Source organism: Peribacillus asahii (assembly GCF_004006295.1).
In the GTDB taxonomy this organism is placed as follows: Bacteria; Bacillota; Bacilli; order Bacillales; family DSM-1321; genus Peribacillus; species Peribacillus asahii_A.
Map to the genome: position 1 here is coordinate 2756756 of NZ_CP026095.1, position 20125 is coordinate 2776880.

Below are 20125 nucleotides of genomic sequence, written 5' to 3' on the forward strand. Positions count from 1 at the left end.
TTTAGTGTACTCCAGATTTTGATGTATTCATAAATACAACTCCTAAAATGATACAAGAAATCCCTAAAACAACTCCTAAGCTAAATGGTTCGGCAAATATTAAAATCCCTAAAATTGTTGTTAACGCTGTTCCTACTCCAGACCAAATGGCATAAGCTAAGCTAAGTGGTAGAAAGGCTAATGCTTTACTTAGCATAAAAAATGCTAATCCGTATCCAATAACTACAACAATTGAAGGTGCTAAAACGGTAAACCCCTCTGAAAGTTTCAAACAAATCGTTGCGACAATTTCAGCTACAATTGCAATACTTAATAATCCGTATCCTTTCATAACAGCCTCCTATATTCCACTTTTCAGTAGCACAACGCCACCAATTACCAATAAAATACCGAGTGATTTTTTCATATCCAACCCTTCTTTATAAACCACAACACCTACAAGAGCAGTTAAAGCCGTTCCAGCTCCAGCCCAAATAGCATAGGCAACACCTAATGGTAAGTAGCTTAATGAAAGTGATAATGCATAAAATGCAATCCCATAGCCAATAATAACGCCTATTGTTGGGACTAACTTTTTAAATCCTCCTGTTAATTTCAACATTGAACTACCAAATACCTCAGCTATAATAGCAATTGCTAACCATAAGTAACCCATTAATTAACCTCCGAAAAGAAAAAAGCCGTTAATAAATAACAGCTTTTTTTCCTTATATTACTTTTACTGCTTCTCTATTAGCAATTTCCAATGTTAGTTCATGAAGAGTCATTTCAGGTCGGCTTCCTACACGGATATTAACACCTGTTTGACCAAGTCCTTCACTGATATAGAATGGCTTTCCATCCTGCGTATGAAATCCTTTAATAATATTCATTCGTGCCAACTTCCCCATTTTTACAAGGTGATACGCTTTTGGATAGCAAATTTGTCCACCGTGAAAATGGCCGGCAAGCAAATAATCAAAATGATATTTCTTCATATTCAAAACAATATTGGGATCATGAGTTAATACTAAGTTTGTTCCAAATGTAATTCCTTCATAAGCGGCTTCAATGTTGCTTCGTTTTGTACTAAAATCATCAATGCCAATGATATTGACTCGTGTACCTTGGACCGAAATGATGTCCGTTTCGTTTTGTAAAACCTTACAGTTATATTTTTCAAGTGTTTCAATTAATACCTTTAAATTTTTGGGGCGTAGTACATAATCATGGTTGCCTAAGACAGCGTAGATGCCATACTTTGGCTGTAATTGGTTTAGTGTTTTTAAATACGGAATAAGCTTGGGGATTGTACGTTTACGATCGAGAAAATCTCCAGTGAGTGCAATTAAATCAATGGGTTCATCTTTTAACTTCTCATACAGTTCATTAGGGGAAATTGATATATTTTCAAGATGCAAATCAGAAAGCTGCAGAATATTTAATTTTGGATGGTGTTGATTCGATAATTGTGCATTGATTTTCAATTTATTTATCACGATATCTTTCGTGTTTTTATATGCTTTTTTAATGAAACAATAAAGAATAATCATTAAAACAAAAATCAATAATATTTTCAATAATCACGCCTCCTTCCTAACAGATTATACAGGAAAAAGGCTGTTATTTTTACAAGAAATAGATGGGATAAATGTTATTTCCATATGTCTTTCTTTTATTTTGGACAGAAACTATATAAATCCAAATTGATTTTCTGACATTATCCCATCTAGTCGGCAGAACGATTCCTGGCTCCTGCTTGCTCTAGCTCCCTGAACTGATGAGGTAGTAAACCTTTCACTTTACCTCTTCTTCCCAAAATAAATCATTTAACGTACGAGATAATGCTTTGCAAATATTAACGCACAAACTTAATGAGGGATTGTACTTTCCAGATTCAATCAATCCAATTGTTTGTCTAGAAACACCGACAATCTTGGCTAACTCTTCTTGCGACAAGTCCTTCTCTACTCTTGCAAGCTTCAATTTCATATTTTTCAAAAGACTTCACCTACAACTTCTTATCATCATCTTGATATTTCATACTAACTTTCTTTGCTAGCAAGTATATACCACCAAACAAGAGCAGTAAAATAGGCAAATAGATCATAACTGAAACAAATGATACTAATGTAAAATACCATAAACCTTGAGAACTGCTATCTGCATAGGATACAGCACTATTTATGCCCATCACTACAGCTATAATAAAAGCTAAACCAACACTACTAAAAATAGTCTTCATACTCATAGATGTTTTGCTAGTACGATCATGCATTTCGACTTCATCCCAGAATACCCCTAAGAAAATAGAACGAGCTAAAAAGTATACTCCTCCTCCAATCAAAATCACTAATTCTAGAACTACCTCTTCAATGCCTGCACCATACTTATACATTTTCACGACAAAACTGACTAAGCAAATCGCCATAATAACATGATACATTTCTTTATAAATTTTATTTCTAACATGTTCAATTCGTTCATCCGTCGTTTTTTTCGTTCGTTTAAATAGATTCATTTTAATCAACCTCCCGTTTTTTTGAACCCTTACACTTATTATATGCTTCACTTAACATTTTGCAATATATATATTACATTTTTAATTATATATATTGCAAAGTTCATGAATAAAAGAATGATTAAACTTTATTTAAAAGCAACAAATTGAACAAATTTTATAAAAGTATTTGGAGAAGAGAAAGAAAAAGAAAAAGTCGAACACCTTAAAGTGGCAAACGAAGAAAATTTATGTTATATTTTGGTTTCCATATAGTATCTAAAAAAGAGGTGTATCAAAATGAATAAAACCGAATTAGTACAAGCTGTATCTGCGCAAGCTGAAATGACACAGAAAGATGCTGCAAAAGTAGTTGATGCGTTATTTGAAACGATTTCTAACACACTTGCTAAAGATGAAAAAATCCAATTAATTGGATTCGGTACATTTGAAGTACGTGAACGTTCAGCTCGAAAAGGTCGCAATCCACAAACAGGTGAAGAAATAGACATTGCTGCGTCTAAAGTTCCAGCTTTTAAACCAGGTAAGGAATTAAAAGAAGCCGTTAAATAAAATTACTATACATTTAATGTAAAAGACTCTGGAGATGGGACAACCTCCAGAGTCTTTTCTTCTTTAGTTAACTTCTTCGTCAAAGCATTCTCCCTTATTCAAAGAAAGAACTTCCGGACTAATCAAATTCGTGCACAGTGGCACTTACTTTGAAATCCTGCAAGTTTAAATAAAAAACCCTTCTCGATTAAGACAGCTCATTTAATCCCTTTTGCAAGGTACGGACAGCTTCACCGCGGCTGCCTTCTTTCAATACGACTTTTGCAAAACCATATGAATTGATTTTCAAGGAAGAAAAAATAATCCTCATATAATCATTCGTTCATAAAAAAGAAAAGACACTATAAAAAAAGATGCTCAAATTTTGAACACCTTTCAGTACTATCGATATATTTTTATTTTTTATTTACACTGCTTAGATGCAATCTTTTTCTTTCACCTTATTAAAGGTATTAAATGATTCGACTCCGAATACTTGCACATAATCTGTCCATAATGACTACTGTAACTAGTATTAGGATAATGATTGTTGCCGTTTCTTCATATTTAAACAATCTCTGAGTAGATAATAAATCAAAACCAATCCCTCCAGCACCTACAAGTCCTAAAACGGTTGCTGCACGTACATTAATTTCCCATCGATATAAACTTACCCCAATAAACTCAGGTAAAATCTGCGGCCATACAGCAAATCGTAAAATTTGAATCTTATTCGCACCAGCTGCTTGTAATGCTTCAATTTCTCCCTTACTAATATTTTCAATAGCCTCTGCGTAAAATTTCCCTAGCATTCCTGCCGAGTGTATTGCCATTGCCATTACCCCTGCAAAAGGACCTAATCCAACGGCCGCCACAAATACAAGTGCCACAATTAATTCTGGTATGGATCGAATCACATTTAAAATAAATCTGCAAGCTCGATAAATGGATGAATGCGGACTCATATTTTGTGCCGCTCCTATTCCTAACGGTATCGAAAGAATAATCGCAATTAAAGTTCCTGTAATAGACATTTGAATCGTAATCAGCATTGAAGAAACATATTGCCCGAAATTGGCCAAACTTGGTGGAAACATGGAAGAAATTATGTTCCACATATTTGGAAGTCCTTCCATTAGTTCAACTACATTCAACTTTACACCTATTGCACTCCAATAAATAACGGCCATAAATAGCAAAGTATAAATTAGAACTTTACTATTGCTTTTGAGTATTTTTTGGATAGTCGTTCTTTTCTTATCAATAGCTTGCAATTAATTCACCTACTTTCATTTCTTGTTCGCTGTTATTTTCATGTTGCTCATATAATTTGTACAACTGCTCTACCGAAATCAGCTGAGATAAAGCGTCAATTTTGATTACACCGTGATTTAAGCCAATGATTCGCTGGGCATATTCTTTTGCCAGCTCTACATGATGCAAGGTCATAATAAGAGTAAGATTTTCCTCCTCTTTTAAACGTTGCAGTAAATTCATAATCGAGTGAGCTGTTTTAGGGTCTAAACTTGCTACAGGTTCGTCAGCGAGAAGAATAGTTGGTTGTTGAATAAGTGATCTCGCAATGGCTACCCTCTGTCTTTGTCCGCCACTTAATTGGTCCACTCTTTTATGCCGATACTCATAAATACCAACTTTATTTAGATAATATTCGGCTAATTCACGATCTTCTTTACTGAATATTTTGAAAAATGATTTTACTGTCGAGGTATACGCAAGTCTGCCACAAAGGGCATTATCAAGAACCGTCATTCGATTTACTAGATTAAAATTTTGAAAGATAAAACCAATATTTTTCCGGAAGGCTTGTAATGATTTGGGTTGTGTTGGAATAGGTTGCCCATTAATCGTCAATACTCCTGACGTTGGTCGCTCAAAACCATTTAAACATCTTAACAAAGTAGATTTCCCAGCTCCACTAGGACCTAATAAAGCTATTATTTCACCATTAGAAATAGTTAGATTGATATCTTTCAGTACGGTTTCATTGTTAAAATTCTTTTTTAAGGTTTGAATGTTAATCATTCATATATTCCTCCAAAATTGATCTGTTATTCCATCTTGCTTAAATCAAGGTTTAATAACTTAGCTAATTCACGTAGCCCATCATACTCATTATCTTCTACACTAGTAAATCCTTGAGCTTCCTTAAAGGAGTCTAGAATTTCTGGAGCATTTTTATCCATCTCGATAAATGCTGTTCTTATTTTTTCAATCGTTTCTGCATCTAAAGCGCTGCGTGCTACAATAGGCTGAGTTGGAATTTTTTCAGATTCACCTAAAATAACTGTATTCTTTATCATCTCTTTTTGTTTCATATCTTCATATATGTTAACAGCCACAAAAGCTGCATCTACTTTGTTATTTTCTACAGCAAGCACAGATGCATCGTGTCCGCCACTATAAATAACTTCTTTTAAATCTTTATCTGGATCAATTCCATTGTCCAATAACCATTTTCTTGGAACTAAATTCCCAGAAGAAGACGCAGGGTCGACAAAAGCTACTGTTTTTCCCTTTAAATCTTTAATAGATTTAATGCTAGAATCATTTTGAGTAATAAGTAAGCTTGTATAGAACTTATCTCCCGTTTTTTTACTGATTTCAGCTACTAATGGTTCTACTTTCGTTTGGTCTGCTGCTAAAATATAAGAGAAAGCACCTAAGCGCGCAATATCAATTTTATCGTTTTTCATCGCTTCAATAACTGCTGTATAATCATTAGCTAAAAATAATTCAACGTTCATACCTGTTTCTTTTTCTAAATACTCTGCTACAGGTTCATACATTGCAGAAACATCTGCATTGTCATCTGTCGGAATAACTCCCATTTTGATAGTTTCTTGCTTTTCTGTATTAGCTTCATTAGTTTGACTACAAGCAGCAACACTTAATAAACAGATTACGGCTAAGATTGCAGTTACTATTTTTTTCATCATTTTACCTTCTCTCCTTGATCATTAAATATCGACATAAGAACGGTTATAACATCTTCCTTTGTTAACGCGATAGGATTATTATCTATCCGCCCTTTAGTAAAAGCATTTTCAGCTATAGATTCAATAATTTTCGGACTAGCATTGTAATCTTTAAGATTACTTGAGAAGCCAACACATTCATAAATATGCTCAATAAACTGTTGAACTTCTTTACAATGATTTACACCGAATGCTTCAAATAATTGATCTTTCTCAATAATTTTCTCAAGATTTAATTCCATTATTTTAGCTAGGGTTAAGCTTGCCGCTACACCGTGATCTATTCCAAGATTCAAAGTAAGAGGATAAGAAATGGAATGGCATGCCGTCGTCCTTGTATTGCTAAAAGCTAATCCAGCATATAAACTTCCTAAAGCAATTTCATTTCTTAATTGAATATCATTAGGTCGATTTAATACTTTTTCCAAGCTGCCTACAATACGTTTTATTGCTTCTAGAGAATATACCCTTGATATTTCATTAGAGTTCTTGGACCAGTAAGCCTCTGTAGCATGACATAAAGCGTCAAGTGCTGTTGAAGCTGTTAATTTTTTCGGTAATGTTGTTGTAAGAGCAGAATCGATAATAGCGGTATGTGCATACAACTTTTCACAATCTATTGATAATTTCACTCCTCTAGCTCGATCCCAAATAGTAGCCCAGCAAGTAACTTCTGAACCTGTGCCTGATGTAGTCGGTACTCCAATCCATGGCACGATGTTTTCGTTTTCTACATAGCTTTTTTGCTCAATCACTGCTCGAAGTGTAGTAGTAGAATCAATCTCCATATGAGTTAATGCGGACAAAGATTTCGAAAGATCTAAAATACTCCCTCCGCCAACACCGATGATGCATTGGAAGTCAAAGTTTTTAGTTTCTAAATAATAATGAAATAAATCTTCGATATCAGGATTAGAAATTTCTATTCCGATATGTTTAACGTTAAATCTTTCAAGACACTTAACTAAGGTATAAGCAGGTAGAGAATCTGAGAAATCTCCACCTCGGGTAAGAAGCACAATATTCTTCACTTGATCACTAATATTTTCCAACATATTTCCAATTACATCGATACTATCTATTACTACCTTTACTGGATTATAGAAGTTTCCCATTGTCCCATTTCCCTTCTTTTTGTATATTCGTGAGGATAAACCCCTTGTTGCAATAAATCATTTAGTCTTTCAATGGATTCAGGTAACTCCTTAATTGAATTAATGACGAAATGAGCACCAGCTTGATAGAATTTCGTTCTAGCTGCTTCCATACTCATGAAAAGATCAGTTTGATTCATGTAATTTATTTCTCTCTCACTAAACCCATGCAAGCTGCTTCCTAAAATGACTCCAACACTCCACATCCCTGCCTGTATGCCTTCTTGAATATCAGATACTGTATCGCCTACTTTAATCATTTTTTGCATCCCATTAATGTCTAACTGGATCGCATTTTCATAACACATGTAAGGAAATGGGCGCCCTTTGCCGACTGTCTCTGACGTAATCCTAATATCCGGTTTATACCCGTGTTCGGCTGCCTCTTCAGCTACAATATCCAACATTTCTTTCGTATAGCCACTCGTCGATCCTATTTTAATCCCTTGTTTACGTAGCTTATCTACTACATCAATTATTCCTTCGATTGGTTTTGCAAATGATCTAAGGTTAGAGAGTAAAATAGGTTCGAATCTCAAATACAGCTCATCTATATCCTCTTTCCCTGGATATTTGTCGTATTTTGCTCTCCATTGCGTTTTTACGCTATGTAATTGGCATAGTTCATAAATATGATCCCACTTATTCATCCCCATCGGCCCTCTAACCTCTTCAGAAGTGACGACAATTTCCCTTTCTTTAAAGATTTCTACAAATACATTCATTGGAGCTAAACAACCATAATCTACCGTTGTTCCTGCCCAATCAAAAATAACTGCTTCAATTTTTTCACTCAATAGCTTCACCCACTTTGTTATTGTTTTATGCTTCATAATGCAAGGTTAATCCGTTTTTTGCAGTTTTACAATGGTATTTACGCTTTATTCATATAACATTAACGTTTTTTACATAGAAAACATGGACTTTTCACTTTACAAACTGCTCTTTTTTGCTTTATTTTGCTTTTTTATAATAAATGTTAATATTTAAGAAAGGAATAATAACTATTTTTATCAAATGAATATAAATCGGAGGAAAGAAATTTGTTACAAGAACATCGGCATCAAAAAATTGAGTCTTTTTTAAAACAACACAAAGCTGTAAAAGCTGCTGAACTTGCATCATTATTAAATGTCTCTATAGATACTGTTCGCAGGGATTTAGAAACACTTGAGAAAAAAGGAACAGTAAAAAGAGTTCATGGAGGCGCTATTTTAAAACAAAATAATAATAATGTTTTAAATAAACTTTTTAATGAAAGAGAAGTCAAAAATTTAGAAAACAAACAAGAAGTTGCTGCATTAGCAGTTGAATTGATTGAAGAAGGACAAGCAATTGCTCTCAACGGCGGGACAACTACAATTGAGATAGCAAAAGTATTAGTAGAAAAATTTCAGAGATTAACGATTATTACAAATGATATTCGTATTTTAAGTATTCTTGGAGCTAATAAACATTTCAACGTTATCCTTTCTGGTGGTTTTTTTAATCCAGAAGAGTACACCCTATACGGAAAACAATGTGAAGAAATTCTTGCCAATTTTAATATTGATATCGCTTTTATTACTGTAAATGGATTATCACTTGAAAACGGTTTAACAGATTTTAGAATTCACGAAGTAGGCGTTATCCAAACGATTCTCTCACGAACAAAATATAAAGTTGTAGTAGCAGATTCATCAAAATTTGAAACATCCTCTTATATTAATGTTTGTCCATTAAAGGAAATTGATCTTATCGTTACGGATCGTTCAATCCCTTCAAATATAGTAGAAGATTATAACAAGGCTAATATTCGAATCCTTTCCCCGCACTAAATTACGTAGCACCTATGTCAGGCGCATGAAAAAAGCAGCCAGATGTTTAACCTGACTGCTTTTTGATACTTATAATATTGGCGATAATAATCTCGATAACGATTCCTTCATACGGATTTTTTTAGAACGTTTTTCATACAATTCCCTCGTTAACTCTGTGGACACTTCGATATCTTTATAAAAAACGTCGGTCAGCGTCTGGGCAATACTTTCATCATAAATGAAGGCATTGACTTCAAAATTCAATTTAAAGCTTCTTACATCAATATTGGCTGTGCCAACCGATGAAACTTCTTCATCTACTACAATCATTTTGGCATGAATAAAACCGTTATCGTAAATATATACTTGTGCTCCAGTCTTTAATAATTCCCCTGCATAATATGTCGTCGCCCAATATACAAACACATGATCTGGCTTATTCGGAATCATAAGCTTCACGCTAATTCCTGAAAGGCTCGCAATTCTTAGTGCATCTAACAAGCTGGAATCTGGAATAAAGTATGGCGTTTGAATCAAAATCGACTTTTTCGCCGATGTAATTAATTTAATATAACCGTTTTTAATTTGTTCCCATTCTGAGTCTGGGCCGCTTGTGACAATTTGTAAACCGATAGAGCCATTTGGTTCAAGCACAGGAAAATAATTTGGTTGATACACAATATCATGATGTTTAGACGCTTGATTCCAATCGAGAATAAACCGAGTTTGAATCGCATATACCGCTGAACCCTCTATCCGTAAATGGGTATCACGCCAGTAGCCGAATTTTTGAACTAATCCTAAATACTCATCCCCTACATTAAAGCCTCCCACATAGCCAATTTTCCCATCAATAATGACTAATTTCCGGTGATTACGAAAATTAAGACGCGGATTAAAAAACTTTACTTTAGACGGAAAGAACACTTCCACTCGTCCACCGGCTTCGCGGAACTCTTTAAAAAACTTCTTCTTCAACGTTCGTGATCCCAAATCATCATATAATACACGAACTTTAACCCCTTCTTTAACCTTAGCTGTTAACGCTTCAATAAACCGCTTCCCTAAGCAATCATTTTGAATAATATAATACTGAATATGTATATGATTTTTCGCTTGCGCAATATCTTTAAACAATTGCTCGAACTTTTGCTTACCATCCGTAAAAATTGAAACTTCATTATCTTCCGTTAACACGGCATCATTTGTCCATAAATGCATATAAATTAAATCGCGATAGTCTCTAGTTGAATCATTCCTAAATAAAAACTGATTATTTGTCAAGCCCGTTAACTGTTGATCTAAAATCTTTTCAATTCCAATTTTCTTCTTATCCTCCCAATAAAATAAATGGGAACGGCGTAATGTGCGTCCAAATAAAAGGTAAAGAACAAAGCCAGCAACAGGTAAAAAATATAACACTAATAACCAAGCCCATGTTGTACTCGGCTCTCTTCTTTCAATAAAAATAACAATCGTCGCAAACAAAAGATTTAAAATGAGAATTAAAATAAGGAAAATCGATGTAATTGACATAGTAAAATCCTCACAAACAAGTTTTATCTTCTCTGTTAAGGATAACATTCATTCTTTATTAAAAAAAGGAATAAACGTCGTTTCATAAGGACCATTTCACTAAAAGAAAATAAGAGGCCCTCCAAAAACATGAAAAGCCTCTTTTTATAACAGCAAAAAATCAGGTGACTCCATTATTGCTCACACAATATCGAGCCATATTTTTATTGCTGTCGCGGAAATTAAGAGCGCAAGGAGCACTTGCAAAACCTTTGTATTCATTTTTTTACCTGCTTTTGCACCAAGCGGAGAGGCAAGTAAGCTTGCAATAATCATAATAACAGCTGGATATAAATCCACTTGTCCGGTAGATACTTTACCAACTGTTGAGCCAATAGATGAAATAAACGTAATCGCTAAGGAAGAAGCAATCGTCATCCTTGTCGGAATTTTTAACACGGTCAACATAATCGGCACAAGTAAGAAAGAACCTGCGGCACCGACAATTCCTGAACCAATTCCAACAATAAACGCCAATCCTGTTGCTAGCCATTTATTAAATGTAACTTGATCAAATGATTGGTCGTCTATATTCTTCTTCGGTATAAACATCATGACAGCAGCAATCAAGGCAAGAATGCCATAAATGACGTTAATCCCCGATTCGGACATCCAGCGTGATCCATAGCTTCCAATGAAGCTTCCTAATAAAATACTAATTCCCATATAGCCGATGAGTGTTTTATTTAAATAGCCGCCTTTTCGATAAACCCAAACACCGCCAATCGTGGCAAACAATACTTGTACGGCACTAATACCGGATACTTCATGGGCGCTAAATGCTGCAATGCCAAATAGAGGAGGAATATAGAGCAGCATCGGATACTTAATGATGGACCCGCCGATTCCAACCATCCCTGAAAGATAGGAGCCGATAAATCCAATTAGAAAAATAACAATCATAAATCCTATATCCATTTTAAACTCTCCCTTTAAGAAAAGGGACCAAATAAGGGCCCCTTTTCAAATTGATTCTGTAACCGACAATAAGGTTTACAGAGTAAAGGTTGTTTTTTATCCCACACTTAACGGGCAGTAAGACCCCCACCTCAAGCTTATGAGGAACCAAAGAAGAGAGGTGGGGGACAACTGCCCGTAAAGGTCCGATTCGTTCAACTAACCATCAGTGGGGGATGAAGGAACCCCCCACTGATGGAAGTTTCACTTTATCTTACAGCACAGCGATTAGGGCCAATCTCCATTTCTCTTTGCTCTTCTTCATCCGGTGTAATTTTCCCCATATTGACTTCACGAATTTGTTGATACGCATTTGGTTGTGGTGGAAGATTCTCCGATACAACGCTTCGGAATATTGCTTCATCTTCAATATTTAATCCATGATTTTCAGCAAATAGTTTGCCTAACTTCTCAGAAACCGTACCATCTTCATTAAGCTCGCTCACAATCATGAAATGAGCTGGTAGAACAAGTAACTCATCCGATAGTGCACGGTAACGTTTATATAATGTTTCACGTAAATCCCCCACCCAATCGTCTGCTAAGCCTGCTAAATCAGGACGACCAATCGAATCAATGAAAAGGATATCTCCTGATAATAAATATGTGTTATCGACTACAAAGGAAGTAGAACCAATTGTATGCCCTGGAGAGTATAGTGCTTCAATTGAAATAGCTGTACTTCCAATCATTACTTCATGGCCGCCTTCAAGCTTGTTATAGTCAAACGTTACCTCAGCCGCATCTTTTGGAGGTAACCAATAATTCGCACCTGTTTCTTTCGCAATGACTCGGCCGCCAGAAATATGGTCTGCATGTAAATGTGTGTCAAATACATGCTTAATAGTTGCTTGTTTTTCTTTAGCAAAATGAAGGAACACATCCGTCATTCTTGTCGCATCAATCACAGCAGCTTCACCATCTGAAATGACCATATAAGAAAGACAGCCTTTTCCAATACGAACGAATTGATAAATCTCGCCACCGTCTTTTAAATCCCCAACCCGCACCGGTTCTAAATGTTCACTCCACGCTTTCATACCACCCTGTAAATAGCTAACATCTCGCCCAGCTTCAGAAAGCATGTCAGCTACCATAACCGAAGATCCTTCTTTGGCACAAACAACTAGAATGTCTTGATCAGTCGGAAGCTTCGGCAGTAATTCTTCTACTCCGTCTAATAAGTCAAAGTAAGGAATATTTAAATGTGCGAAATTAGCTCCTTCCACTTTCCAATCTTCAAAATCACTTGCATTTCGTACATCTAAAATAAAAAGTGGCTCTTTATTAAAAATCTTTTTCGTTACTTCCTTAGCTGTCATTGGTTGATAAGTCATCTAATATACCCCCTATAGTATTTAAAAATGCATTTTTTTACTACTCCCATTAACTAGGAGTAGTCATTTATCTCAGGTTAACAGCAAGTCAATCTCCTCAATGAGTAAAGCTTTCCTTTATGCTTTATAACGATTCCGTTGCCCCCGTCCATTGACTCATTCCAGGCACGACATTTATAACATTGTGAAAGCCTTGTTTCGCTAATTGTTGAGCCGCCAAATCACTTCGGTTTCCGGTACGACATACCACATAAATTTCAGCCTCTTTATTTAAAGAAGATGCTTCTTTTTCTAAATCTCCTAGCGGAATAGATACAGCACCAGGTATATGAGTAAATGCATACTCTGCTGCTTCACGAACATCTACAATAATGACGGAAGAATCATGTAACTTCTCAGCCAACCCTTCATTTGAAATTACATAAGGATGTTTTTTCTCTGTTTCTTCTTCTCCGTTAGACTTACGTAAATAATGCTTTAATACTGAACCTTCTTCAATGATTCCAATATATTGATGCCCGCTGCTAGCAGCCCAAGCCTGTAAATCTGCTTTAGATCCTTTATCTGTCGCTAGCACTTCTAAAACTTGTCCTGGTTCCATCGCATTCATCGCTTTTTTCGTTTTCACGATGGGCATTGGACAAGCTAATCCGGTTGCATCAAGTGTTACATTTGTTTGAATAGCCATTTCAAGCCTCCTATTATACCTATATGGGTATATTTTAAATTAAAATTTTTTATTTCATACTTCATAAGCAATCACCCATGCATGACCGATGGAAATTTCACTTTATTCTACATCTCCGTCCCAAGCAAGCATGCCGCCATCCATGTTTATCACCTTAAATCCTTGGTGTTCTAGAAATAATGCAGCTTGAGCACTGCGTCCACCCGAACGACAAACCATAATATATTCTTTCACTTTATCTAAATCTTGAAGACGAAATTCTAATAAACCAAGGGGAATATGAAGAGCTGTAGGAATTTTTCCCTCTGCCACTTCCGTTGCTTCACGTACATCAATTAAATGTAGTTGTTCCCCTTTTTCTAAAAGAGACTTCACTTCTTCCGCTGAAATAGTTTTCATTATACTCCTCCTCATTTAAATAAATAAATTGACATGTCCCTCTTCCGCATCGGCTAAATAGGCAGCTACTCCTGCATACTCAATGCCTTCTAACAATTCTTCTTGCTGTAAGCCAAGCAAATCCATCGTCATCGTACAAGCTACTAACTTGACGTCTTGCTCCTGAGCCATTTCAATTAATTGTGGTAAAGTCATCGTGTTATGCTTTGCCATTACATGTTTAATCATTTTTGGACCGAATCCTGCAAAATTCATTTTAGAGATGCCCATTTTATCTGCCCCACGCGGCATCATTTTTGCAAATATCTTTTCAATAAATCCTTTATTTACTTTCACTTCTTCCTCTTTACGAAGCGCGTTCAATCCCCAAAATGTATGAAAAATTGTCACTTCATGATCATAAGCCGCTGCTCCATTCGCAATAATATAAGCTGCCATCGCTTTGTCGTAATCTCCACTAAACAAGACAATCGTTGTTTTTTTCTTTTCAGTCACTTGTTTACCCCCTTATTATACATACACCCCTATCGGTATATTAAAACGTAAAAAAAATTAACGCTTTTTAATTAAAAATTGAATTACATCATTCTCTTCTGTTACTTCTATTAATTCGTGACCCGTTGATTTAGTCCAAGCTGCAAAGTCATTTTTTGATCCTTTATCCGTTGTATGCACTTCAAGAATTTCTCCTTCTTCTAACTCTTGAATCGCTTTTTTTGCTCGAACAATTGGCATTGGACATGCTAAACTTTTTGCATCTAAAAATTTATCTACTTTCATGTTTCATTCCTCCAAACGTTATTTTATACCCTATAGGGTATATTATATATAAAATAAAAAAGGTTGCAAGCCTTTTTTTATTTTATCTACTTTTCACAAGTAGATTTACTGCCTCTTTGACAAGCTCTTCAGGATTTTTATCACCTGTTTCATTTGCCATACGAACACATTCCACAAGATTAGAACTAACAATTACACCAATTGTACGATCGATTGCAGAACGTGTGGCTGAAAGCTGTGTTACAACATCTTTACAGTCTTTATTCTCTTCCATCATTTTCAGAATACCGCGAAGCTGACCTTCAATTCGCTTGACTCGATTTTTCACTTGAGCATCATATTCCATACGTAACGGCCTCCTTTACTGCTTGTATGTAGGTTACCCTATTATACAGGCTCATTATGAAAGAAAACTACTACACTCAATATATACCCTTGTAGGTATGTTGTCAACGTTCAAAGTTTTAATTATGTTTTAGTTTTTACCGATTTTCCGAACGAGAAAGCCCATTACGGTGTGAGTCACACCCCCTTTAGGGATGGGATGAGAGTGAGATCGAACCGGGCGTGTTTTATGACACGTCAGAGGTTCGATTTTTTTTATAGGATATACTCTTGTATTAAGAACAAACGTTCTGATATAATGAGTGTAAGTAAAAGAGAAAGGAGGCAAAACGATTTGTTTGTCACTCATTCCTTTCAAATTCCTTATGATCGAAACATATACAAAGAATTAAGAACGATGCAACGAGAAGCAGCCTCCGTTTGGAACGATATCGTGCGGGAAGCTACTTCCTATTATTTTGCTTGCAAAAAGTGGGTAAGTAAAACAGAGATTCAAGCCATTCGAAAACAAACCTACAACCTTCATTCGCAAACGGTTCAAGCCATTGCAGATAAATATGCGGCAAACCGTGAAACGATTCGACAGCTGAGAAAAACGGATAAAAAAGCCAAATATCCGTGGCGAAGAAAATATTATTATTGTATCCCCTTAAAAAAAGCTTCTATGGACATTTCAACAAACACCATCACGATTAAAAAAGTAGACTATGGATTCTCCCTCTCTGACCTTTTAACGAAGAAGAAAAAGAAAAACTGGAACGAAAATCTGCCTCTTCTTATGGAAGGTGGTAAGTGGGGTGTTTGTGAGAAAGAACCCCGTGGCCTTAGCCATGGGAGTGGTCAGACAGTAAAATATCTCCTAAATCAGCCGATTCGCTAATATTAGGAGATATCGTTAACCACTCACAAAGAGGTTGGACGTTTTATTTCAAATGTTTGACCTAATTTACTGTAATAGTTTCCAGCTAGTCGGGCTACAGGCTTTAATGCTTCAGCGTTTATTCGGCCCGCTTGATAGAGCGATGGTTCGATATGATAACAGACAATTTTGCCAATTAATAAATCGCAACCTACTTCCCCACTTTGGCCTCCAAGCTGAATCGCTTCTTCCAGCTTACATTCAAAACGAATTTTTGCCTCTTTCACAGCAGGTACAGCAATTCGTTCGCTCTTCACTAACGTAAAATTAGTTCGTGATAACTCACTTTCATCTGCTGGCAATTCAGCCGCTGTTTCATTCACATCCGCAACAATGTCTTCATCAACAATATGAACGACAAACTCTTTTAACTTTAATGCATTTCTTGCGGTGTCTTTCATCGCTCCATTTTTTCGTTGAACCGATACCGAAATAAGCGGGGGATTGGCACTCACAATATTAAAATAGCTAAACGGCGCGGCATTCACCACTCCTTCGTCCGATTGTGTCGTGACAAACGCAATTGGACGGGGAATAATACTCCCCGTTAAAAATTTATAATTCTCTCTTTGGCTCATACTTTCTGGAGTAATAGAAATCATCTGTAACCCCCTCTTTATTATGCTTAACTAAAATTTTTTTGAAACCAACTAGCGGCTGCCTCTACTTCAGAACGAGTCAGCTGATGACCATAGTTTTCCCAAAATACATTTACATCCGCATGGGCTGATTGAAGCAGTTCCGCTAATTCCTCTGTTTCACGAGCTGGACAAATTAGATCATTTTTACCTGCAGCAATAAAGATCTGTACTTGAGAAAGTGACGGTAGCTCTAGCCCACGTCGAGGTACCATTGGATGATGAAGAATCGCTCCTTTTAAAGCGTTCTCATAATGAAATAATAAGCTAGCTGCAATATTGGCACCATTTGAATAGCCGATTGCTACAACATTACTACGATCAAATCCATATTCTTTCGCTGCAGCATCTAGAAACTCTTGTAATTCTTTCGTACGGAACACTAAATCTTCTTCATCGAAAACTCCTTCTGCTAAACGACGGAAAAAGCGCGGCATGCCGTTTTCTAACACATTTCCTCGTACACTTAAAACAGAAGAGTCAGGAGATACCATTTCCGCTAATGGTAATAAATCCGTTTCCGTACCACCTGTTCCATGTAAAAGTAGCAATACAGGTGCATTCGGATTGCTCCCTTGTTGATAAATATGTTTCATGGTCATATTATATCCTCCTCAAGAACTCGCGGAATAGCTGGTAAAAGCGTGTTCTCTAAAAATTCTCGTTTTTCTTCTAACCACGGTGGCAGCATTAATTTGCTTCCCAATGTTTCCTTCGACTCATCGCGAGCAAATCCTGGTGGGTCTGTCGCAATTTCAAACAGAATACCGCCTGGTTCACGGAAGTATATGGCGTCAAAATATTGACGGTCCTTAAATGGTGTTACCCCAATACCGAAGCTGCTTACATGCTCACGCCATTCCTTATGATCATCAAAATCATTGGCACGCCAAGCAATATGATGGACCGTTCCGACCCCCATTTGTCCCATTGGTAAAGTCGATTTCTTCACATCAATGATATTCCCGATATCTCCTGTTGTTTGGAAGCGAACAAACTCTCCTTCTTCCCCAACCTTTTGAAGACCCATCACACCTTCTAACACTTGCATTGTTTTCTCAGGATTTGCCGTTAATAACACAGCTCCCCCAAATCCTTTAATCGCTTGCTCCGCCTGTACACCACCAAATGTCCATTCACTGTTCTCTCCAGATTGACGGGCAACTAGCTCTAAATGTAAGCCATGTGGATCATTAAATTCAAGAAATTCTTCGCCGAAACGTGTCACTTTTTCAAAGGCAATCTTAAATTTCGCTAATCGTTTTTCCCAAAAATCTAAAGCCCCTTCTGGAACGACATACGTAGTAGTTTCAACCTGCCCTGAACCAATACGTCCCTTATAAGCATCTGGCCAAGGGAAGAAGGTAATAATCGTTCCGGGCGAGCCTGCTTCATTTCCAAAATACAGGTGATACGTACCTGGGTCATCAAAGTTTACCGTTTTTTTCACAAGGCGCATTCCTAATACGCCTGCATAAAAGTCTACGTTTTCCTGCGGATTACCGACTATAGCGGTAATATGATGGATGCCTGTTGTTTGCTTATTCATGTACGTTCTCCTCTCCATATTCTATCTTATTCTTCAACAGTTGTGTTTAATGGCTTTAAGTGCGCTTCAATTTCCGCTCGTTTCGATTCTAAAAACGGTGGTAAAGAAAGAGATTCACCTAAGTGCTCCAGCTCTTCATCTGTTGCAAATCCAGGTCCATCCGTAGCTAGTTCAAATAAAATGCCATTTGGCTCTCTAAAATAAAGCGAACGGAAGAAGAAGCGATCAACAAATCCGGAATTTGCATATCTAGCATAATTCACTCGTTCAATCCATTGTTGCAATTCTTCTTCATTATCAACTCGGAATGCTACGTGATGCACGCCACCTCGTCCTAAATATTCTGGCGGTAGATCATTTCTTTTCTCAATATGAATTTCAGCACCTGTTCCGCCTTCTCCTGTTGCATACACTTCAATACTCCCTTGTCCTGCTACAAGCGCTGGATAGGAGCCAACTTTTCGAAAACCTAACACGTCTGTTAATACTTCTGCTGTCGGGTTAATAATCGGTACCGTTAATTTAATCGGCCCTAAACCAAGAATCGCAAACTCTTTTGGAATTGGACTTTTATCCCACGGTACACCACCGGTAACCCCTTTGTTCGTTTCATCTGATACTAAAAGCAATCTTTGACCTTCTGGATCTTTAAACGAAAGAACTTTCCGATTAAAGCGCTCACCAATCTCTTCATGCTCTACTTCATACTCTTCAAAACGTTTTTTCCAAAATTGAAGTGCCGCATCGTTTGCTACACGTAAAGACGTTTCAGAAATACTATTATTTCCTTCGTGCACGCGTGCTGCCTGTGGAATTTCAAAAAACGTTAATTCCGTTCCAGGTGAACCTACTTCATCGCCGTAAAATAAATGATAAACACGAATATCATCTTGATTGACAGTCTTTTTAATTAAGCGTAATCCTAATGTTTTTGTATAAAAGTCATAGTTTGCAGCAGCATCTGCCGTAATCGCTGATAAATGATGAATTCCTTTGAGTTGCATGTATAATCCCTCCATATTCCATAACCACTTAAATAGTTCAAATTAAAATATCTTGATTTAAAGATAATTCTTTTTTATGAAAATGTCAACACTCTCTCTTTAATTAAGTAAAAGTTTCACTGTATAGTATATAATAAACAACAAACTAAAGGAGATTCATAATGACTACACATCATTTTCATTTACAAGCACACTGGCCTGATGGAAGAAATGGTTCAGGGACTATTTCTTCCGGCCAGTTACAAACAAGAGTAAGTATCCCGCCAGAGATGAACGGACCTGGAATTGGTACAAATCCAGATGAAATGCTGCTAGGGGCTGCGGCAACCTGCTATATCATCACACTTGCTGCAATGTTAGAGCGAAGTAACATTGAAAAAACAGATTTACATATGAATTCAGAGGGTATTGTTGATGTAACAAACGGAGTATTTACTTATAAAAAAATTATCCATCGGCCGACTCTCACTCTTTCTTCAACGGCAACCGAGCGGGATAGAGAAAGGGCAAAAAAGCTAGCCATAAAAGCAGAATCTTCTTGCATGATTTCAAAAGCACTAAAAGGAAATGTAGATATCGAATTAGAGCTCACACTATTGTAATGAAACAAGCCAGGTCATCATTTACAACCTGGCTTGTTTTTACACATCAATGTCTTAGTTTTTGCTCTACTTGCTGACAAACTTCATCCGCAGTCAGACCATTCGCTTCAATGACTGACCCTTTAATAGATGTCGTTTGTTCGCCAAGCACATTACTGTCTAACCCCGTAACAACACAACAATCTACATTTTGTGCATCTGATTCCTGTTTTAGTTCAACAATGTCGTAACCCTTTGCACGCAATGCGTCTTGCACATTCGTTAATGATTGCTCTACACCAATTTTTGACATAATAAGGTTACACCTCCTCTTTGTTAAATTGTCCATTTTTTCTTTTATCTATGTATCCAA

General features: G+C 36.5%; 26 protein-coding genes and 1 pseudogene. 4 read left to right on the forward strand and 23 right to left on the reverse strand.

Annotated elements, in window-relative coordinates; genetic code table 11:
- Position 1: 1 nt before the first annotated feature.
- The 5 genes from BAOM_RS13320 to BAOM_RS13340 all read right to left on the reverse strand — a co-directional run bounded on the left by BAOM_RS13320 (position 2) and on the right by BAOM_RS13340 (position 2500).
- Positions 2-331 (reverse strand): DMT family transporter, encoded by a 330-nt coding sequence (locus tag BAOM_RS13320; protein WP_127760666.1) that lies wholly within the window; start codon positions 329-331, stop codon positions 2-4.
- A gap of 9 nt (positions 332-340) precedes the next feature.
- A complete protein-coding gene (locus tag BAOM_RS13325; protein ID WP_127760667.1) occupies positions 341-655 on the reverse strand; it encodes a DMT family transporter in 315 nt (104 codons plus the stop codon).
- Positions 656-707: 52 nt separating this feature from the next.
- Positions 708-1559 carry a metallophosphoesterase gene (locus tag BAOM_RS13330; RefSeq protein ID WP_127760668.1) on the reverse strand — a complete coding sequence of 284 codons (852 nt, stop codon included), beginning with the start codon at positions 1557-1559 and terminating at the stop codon, positions 708-710.
- A 217-nt stretch (positions 1560-1776) separates the two neighbouring features.
- Positions 1777-1980, reverse strand: a complete 204-nt coding sequence (locus BAOM_RS13335) for a helix-turn-helix transcriptional regulator (RefSeq protein WP_127760669.1) — start codon at positions 1978-1980, stop codon at positions 1777-1779.
- A gap of 10 nt (positions 1981-1990) precedes the next feature.
- Positions 1991-2500, reverse strand: coding sequence for a DUF6773 family protein (locus BAOM_RS13340; RefSeq protein ID WP_127760670.1), 510 nt, complete (start codon positions 2498-2500; stop codon positions 1991-1993).
- Positions 2501-2779: 279 nt separating this feature from the next.
- On the opposite strand from BAOM_RS13340, the gene BAOM_RS13345 reads away from it, so the two are divergent.
- Positions 2780-3052: an HU family DNA-binding protein gene (locus BAOM_RS13345; RefSeq protein WP_127760671.1), complete on the forward strand. Its 273-nt coding sequence runs from the start codon at positions 2780-2782 to the stop codon at positions 3050-3052.
- Positions 3053-3504: 452 nt separating this feature from the next.
- Here the strand turns inward: BAOM_RS13345 and phnE are convergent, their stop codons facing one another.
- The 5 genes and pseudogenes from phnE to phnX all read right to left on the reverse strand — a co-directional run.
- Positions 3505-4305, reverse strand: coding sequence for a phosphonate ABC transporter, permease protein PhnE (gene phnE, locus BAOM_RS13350; RefSeq protein ID WP_252282463.1), 801 nt, complete (start codon positions 4303-4305; stop codon positions 3505-3507).
- A complete protein-coding gene (gene phnC, locus BAOM_RS13355; RefSeq protein WP_127760672.1) occupies positions 4292-5074 on the reverse strand; it encodes a phosphonate ABC transporter ATP-binding protein in 783 nt (260 codons plus the stop codon). The genes phnE and phnC overlap by 14 nt, the downstream gene beginning before the upstream one ends.
- A 26-nt stretch (positions 5075-5100) precedes the next feature.
- Entirely contained in the window at positions 5101-5988 is an 888-nt protein-coding gene (gene phnD, locus BAOM_RS13360; protein WP_127760673.1) for a phosphonate ABC transporter substrate-binding protein, read from the reverse strand.
- Complete coding sequence (locus BAOM_RS13365) at positions 5985-7142, reverse strand: phosphonoacetaldehyde reductase (RefSeq protein WP_127760674.1); 1158 nt, start codon at positions 7140-7142, stop codon at positions 5985-5987. The genes phnD and BAOM_RS13365 overlap by 4 nt, the downstream gene beginning before the upstream one ends.
- A gap of 62 nt (positions 7143-7204) precedes the next feature.
- Positions 7205-7978, reverse strand: a pseudogene (gene phnX / locus BAOM_RS13370) (phosphonoacetaldehyde hydrolase); the annotation flags it as partial.
- Positions 7979-8224: 246 nt separating this feature from the next.
- Here phnX and BAOM_RS13375 point away from each other — a divergent pair.
- Positions 8225-8998 carry a DeoR/GlpR family DNA-binding transcription regulator gene (locus tag BAOM_RS13375; RefSeq protein ID WP_127760676.1) on the forward strand — a complete coding sequence of 258 codons (774 nt, stop codon included), beginning with the start codon at positions 8225-8227 and terminating at the stop codon, positions 8996-8998.
- Positions 8999-9067: 69 nt separating this feature from the next.
- On the opposite strand, the gene cls is transcribed toward BAOM_RS13375, so the two are convergent.
- The 8 genes from cls to BAOM_RS13415 all read right to left on the reverse strand — a co-directional run bounded on the left by cls (position 9068) and on the right by BAOM_RS13415 (position 15062).
- On the reverse strand, positions 9068-10516 hold the full coding sequence (cls, locus tag BAOM_RS13380) for a cardiolipin synthase (protein ID WP_127760677.1): 1449 nt from the start codon (positions 10514-10516) through the stop codon (positions 9068-9070).
- A gap of 180 nt (positions 10517-10696) precedes the next feature.
- Positions 10697-11473 (reverse strand): sulfite exporter TauE/SafE family protein, encoded by a 777-nt coding sequence (locus BAOM_RS13385; protein WP_127760678.1) that lies wholly within the window; start codon positions 11471-11473, stop codon positions 10697-10699.
- Between the two features lie 248 nt (positions 11474-11721).
- Positions 11722-12849 (reverse strand): MBL fold metallo-hydrolase, encoded by a 1128-nt coding sequence (locus tag BAOM_RS13390; RefSeq protein ID WP_127760679.1) that lies wholly within the window; start codon positions 12847-12849, stop codon positions 11722-11724.
- Between the two features lie 124 nt (positions 12850-12973).
- Positions 12974-13537, reverse strand: a complete 564-nt coding sequence (locus BAOM_RS13395) for a sulfurtransferase TusA family protein (RefSeq protein ID WP_127760680.1) — start codon at positions 13535-13537, stop codon at positions 12974-12976.
- 102 nt (positions 13538-13639) lie between these two features.
- On the reverse strand, positions 13640-13936 hold the full coding sequence (locus BAOM_RS13400; protein ID WP_127760681.1) for a rhodanese-like domain-containing protein: 297 nt from the start codon (positions 13934-13936) through the stop codon (positions 13640-13642).
- Positions 13937-13951: 15 nt separating this feature from the next.
- Positions 13952-14431, reverse strand: a complete 480-nt coding sequence (locus tag BAOM_RS13405) for a DsrE/DsrF/DrsH-like family protein (RefSeq protein WP_127760682.1) — start codon at positions 14429-14431, stop codon at positions 13952-13954.
- A gap of 57 nt (positions 14432-14488) precedes the next feature.
- On the reverse strand, positions 14489-14716 hold the full coding sequence (locus BAOM_RS13410) for a sulfurtransferase TusA family protein (protein WP_127760683.1): 228 nt from the start codon (positions 14714-14716) through the stop codon (positions 14489-14491).
- Positions 14717-14798: 82 nt separating this feature from the next.
- The gene (locus tag BAOM_RS13415) at positions 14799-15062 is read right to left on the reverse strand and encodes a metal-sensitive transcriptional regulator (RefSeq protein ID WP_119118669.1); all 264 of its coding nucleotides are present in this window, start codon (positions 15060-15062) and stop codon (positions 14799-14801) included.
- Between the two features lie 333 nt (positions 15063-15395).
- Here BAOM_RS13415 and BAOM_RS13420 point away from each other — a divergent pair, with 333 nt between their 5' ends.
- Positions 15396-15941: a hypothetical protein gene (locus tag BAOM_RS13420; RefSeq protein ID WP_257467308.1), complete on the forward strand. Its 546-nt coding sequence runs from the start codon at positions 15396-15398 to the stop codon at positions 15939-15941.
- Between the two features lie 23 nt (positions 15942-15964).
- Here the strand turns inward: BAOM_RS13420 and BAOM_RS13425 are convergent, their stop codons facing one another.
- From BAOM_RS13425 to BAOM_RS13440, 4 genes are read right to left on the reverse strand one after another with little or no spacing between them, the layout of a single operon-like run.
- The gene (locus BAOM_RS13425; protein ID WP_127760684.1) at positions 15965-16582 is read right to left on the reverse strand and encodes a flavin reductase family protein; all 618 of its coding nucleotides are present in this window, start codon (positions 16580-16582) and stop codon (positions 15965-15967) included.
- 23 nt (positions 16583-16605) lie between these two features.
- Positions 16606-17214 (reverse strand): alpha/beta hydrolase, encoded by a 609-nt coding sequence (locus BAOM_RS13430; protein ID WP_180319849.1) that lies wholly within the window; start codon positions 17212-17214, stop codon positions 16606-16608.
- A gap of 2 nt (positions 17215-17216) precedes the next feature.
- The gene (locus BAOM_RS13435; protein ID WP_127760686.1) at positions 17217-18167 is read right to left on the reverse strand and encodes a ring-cleaving dioxygenase; all 951 of its coding nucleotides are present in this window, start codon (positions 18165-18167) and stop codon (positions 17217-17219) included.
- 26 nt (positions 18168-18193) lie between these two features.
- On the reverse strand, positions 18194-19171 hold the full coding sequence (locus BAOM_RS13440; RefSeq protein WP_127760687.1) for a ring-cleaving dioxygenase: 978 nt from the start codon (positions 19169-19171) through the stop codon (positions 18194-18196).
- A 161-nt stretch (positions 19172-19332) separates the two neighbouring features.
- Here BAOM_RS13440 and BAOM_RS13445 point away from each other — a divergent pair, with 161 nt between their 5' ends.
- On the forward strand, positions 19333-19773 hold the full coding sequence (locus BAOM_RS13445) for an OsmC family protein (protein ID WP_127760688.1): 441 nt from the start codon (positions 19333-19335) through the stop codon (positions 19771-19773).
- A 46-nt stretch (positions 19774-19819) separates the two neighbouring features.
- Here BAOM_RS13445 and BAOM_RS13450 read toward each other — a convergent pair whose 3' ends face one another.
- Positions 19820-20065 carry a YkuS family protein gene (locus BAOM_RS13450; RefSeq protein WP_119118661.1) on the reverse strand — a complete coding sequence of 82 codons (246 nt, stop codon included), beginning with the start codon at positions 20063-20065 and terminating at the stop codon, positions 19820-19822.
- Positions 20066-20125 lie beyond the last annotated feature (60 nt).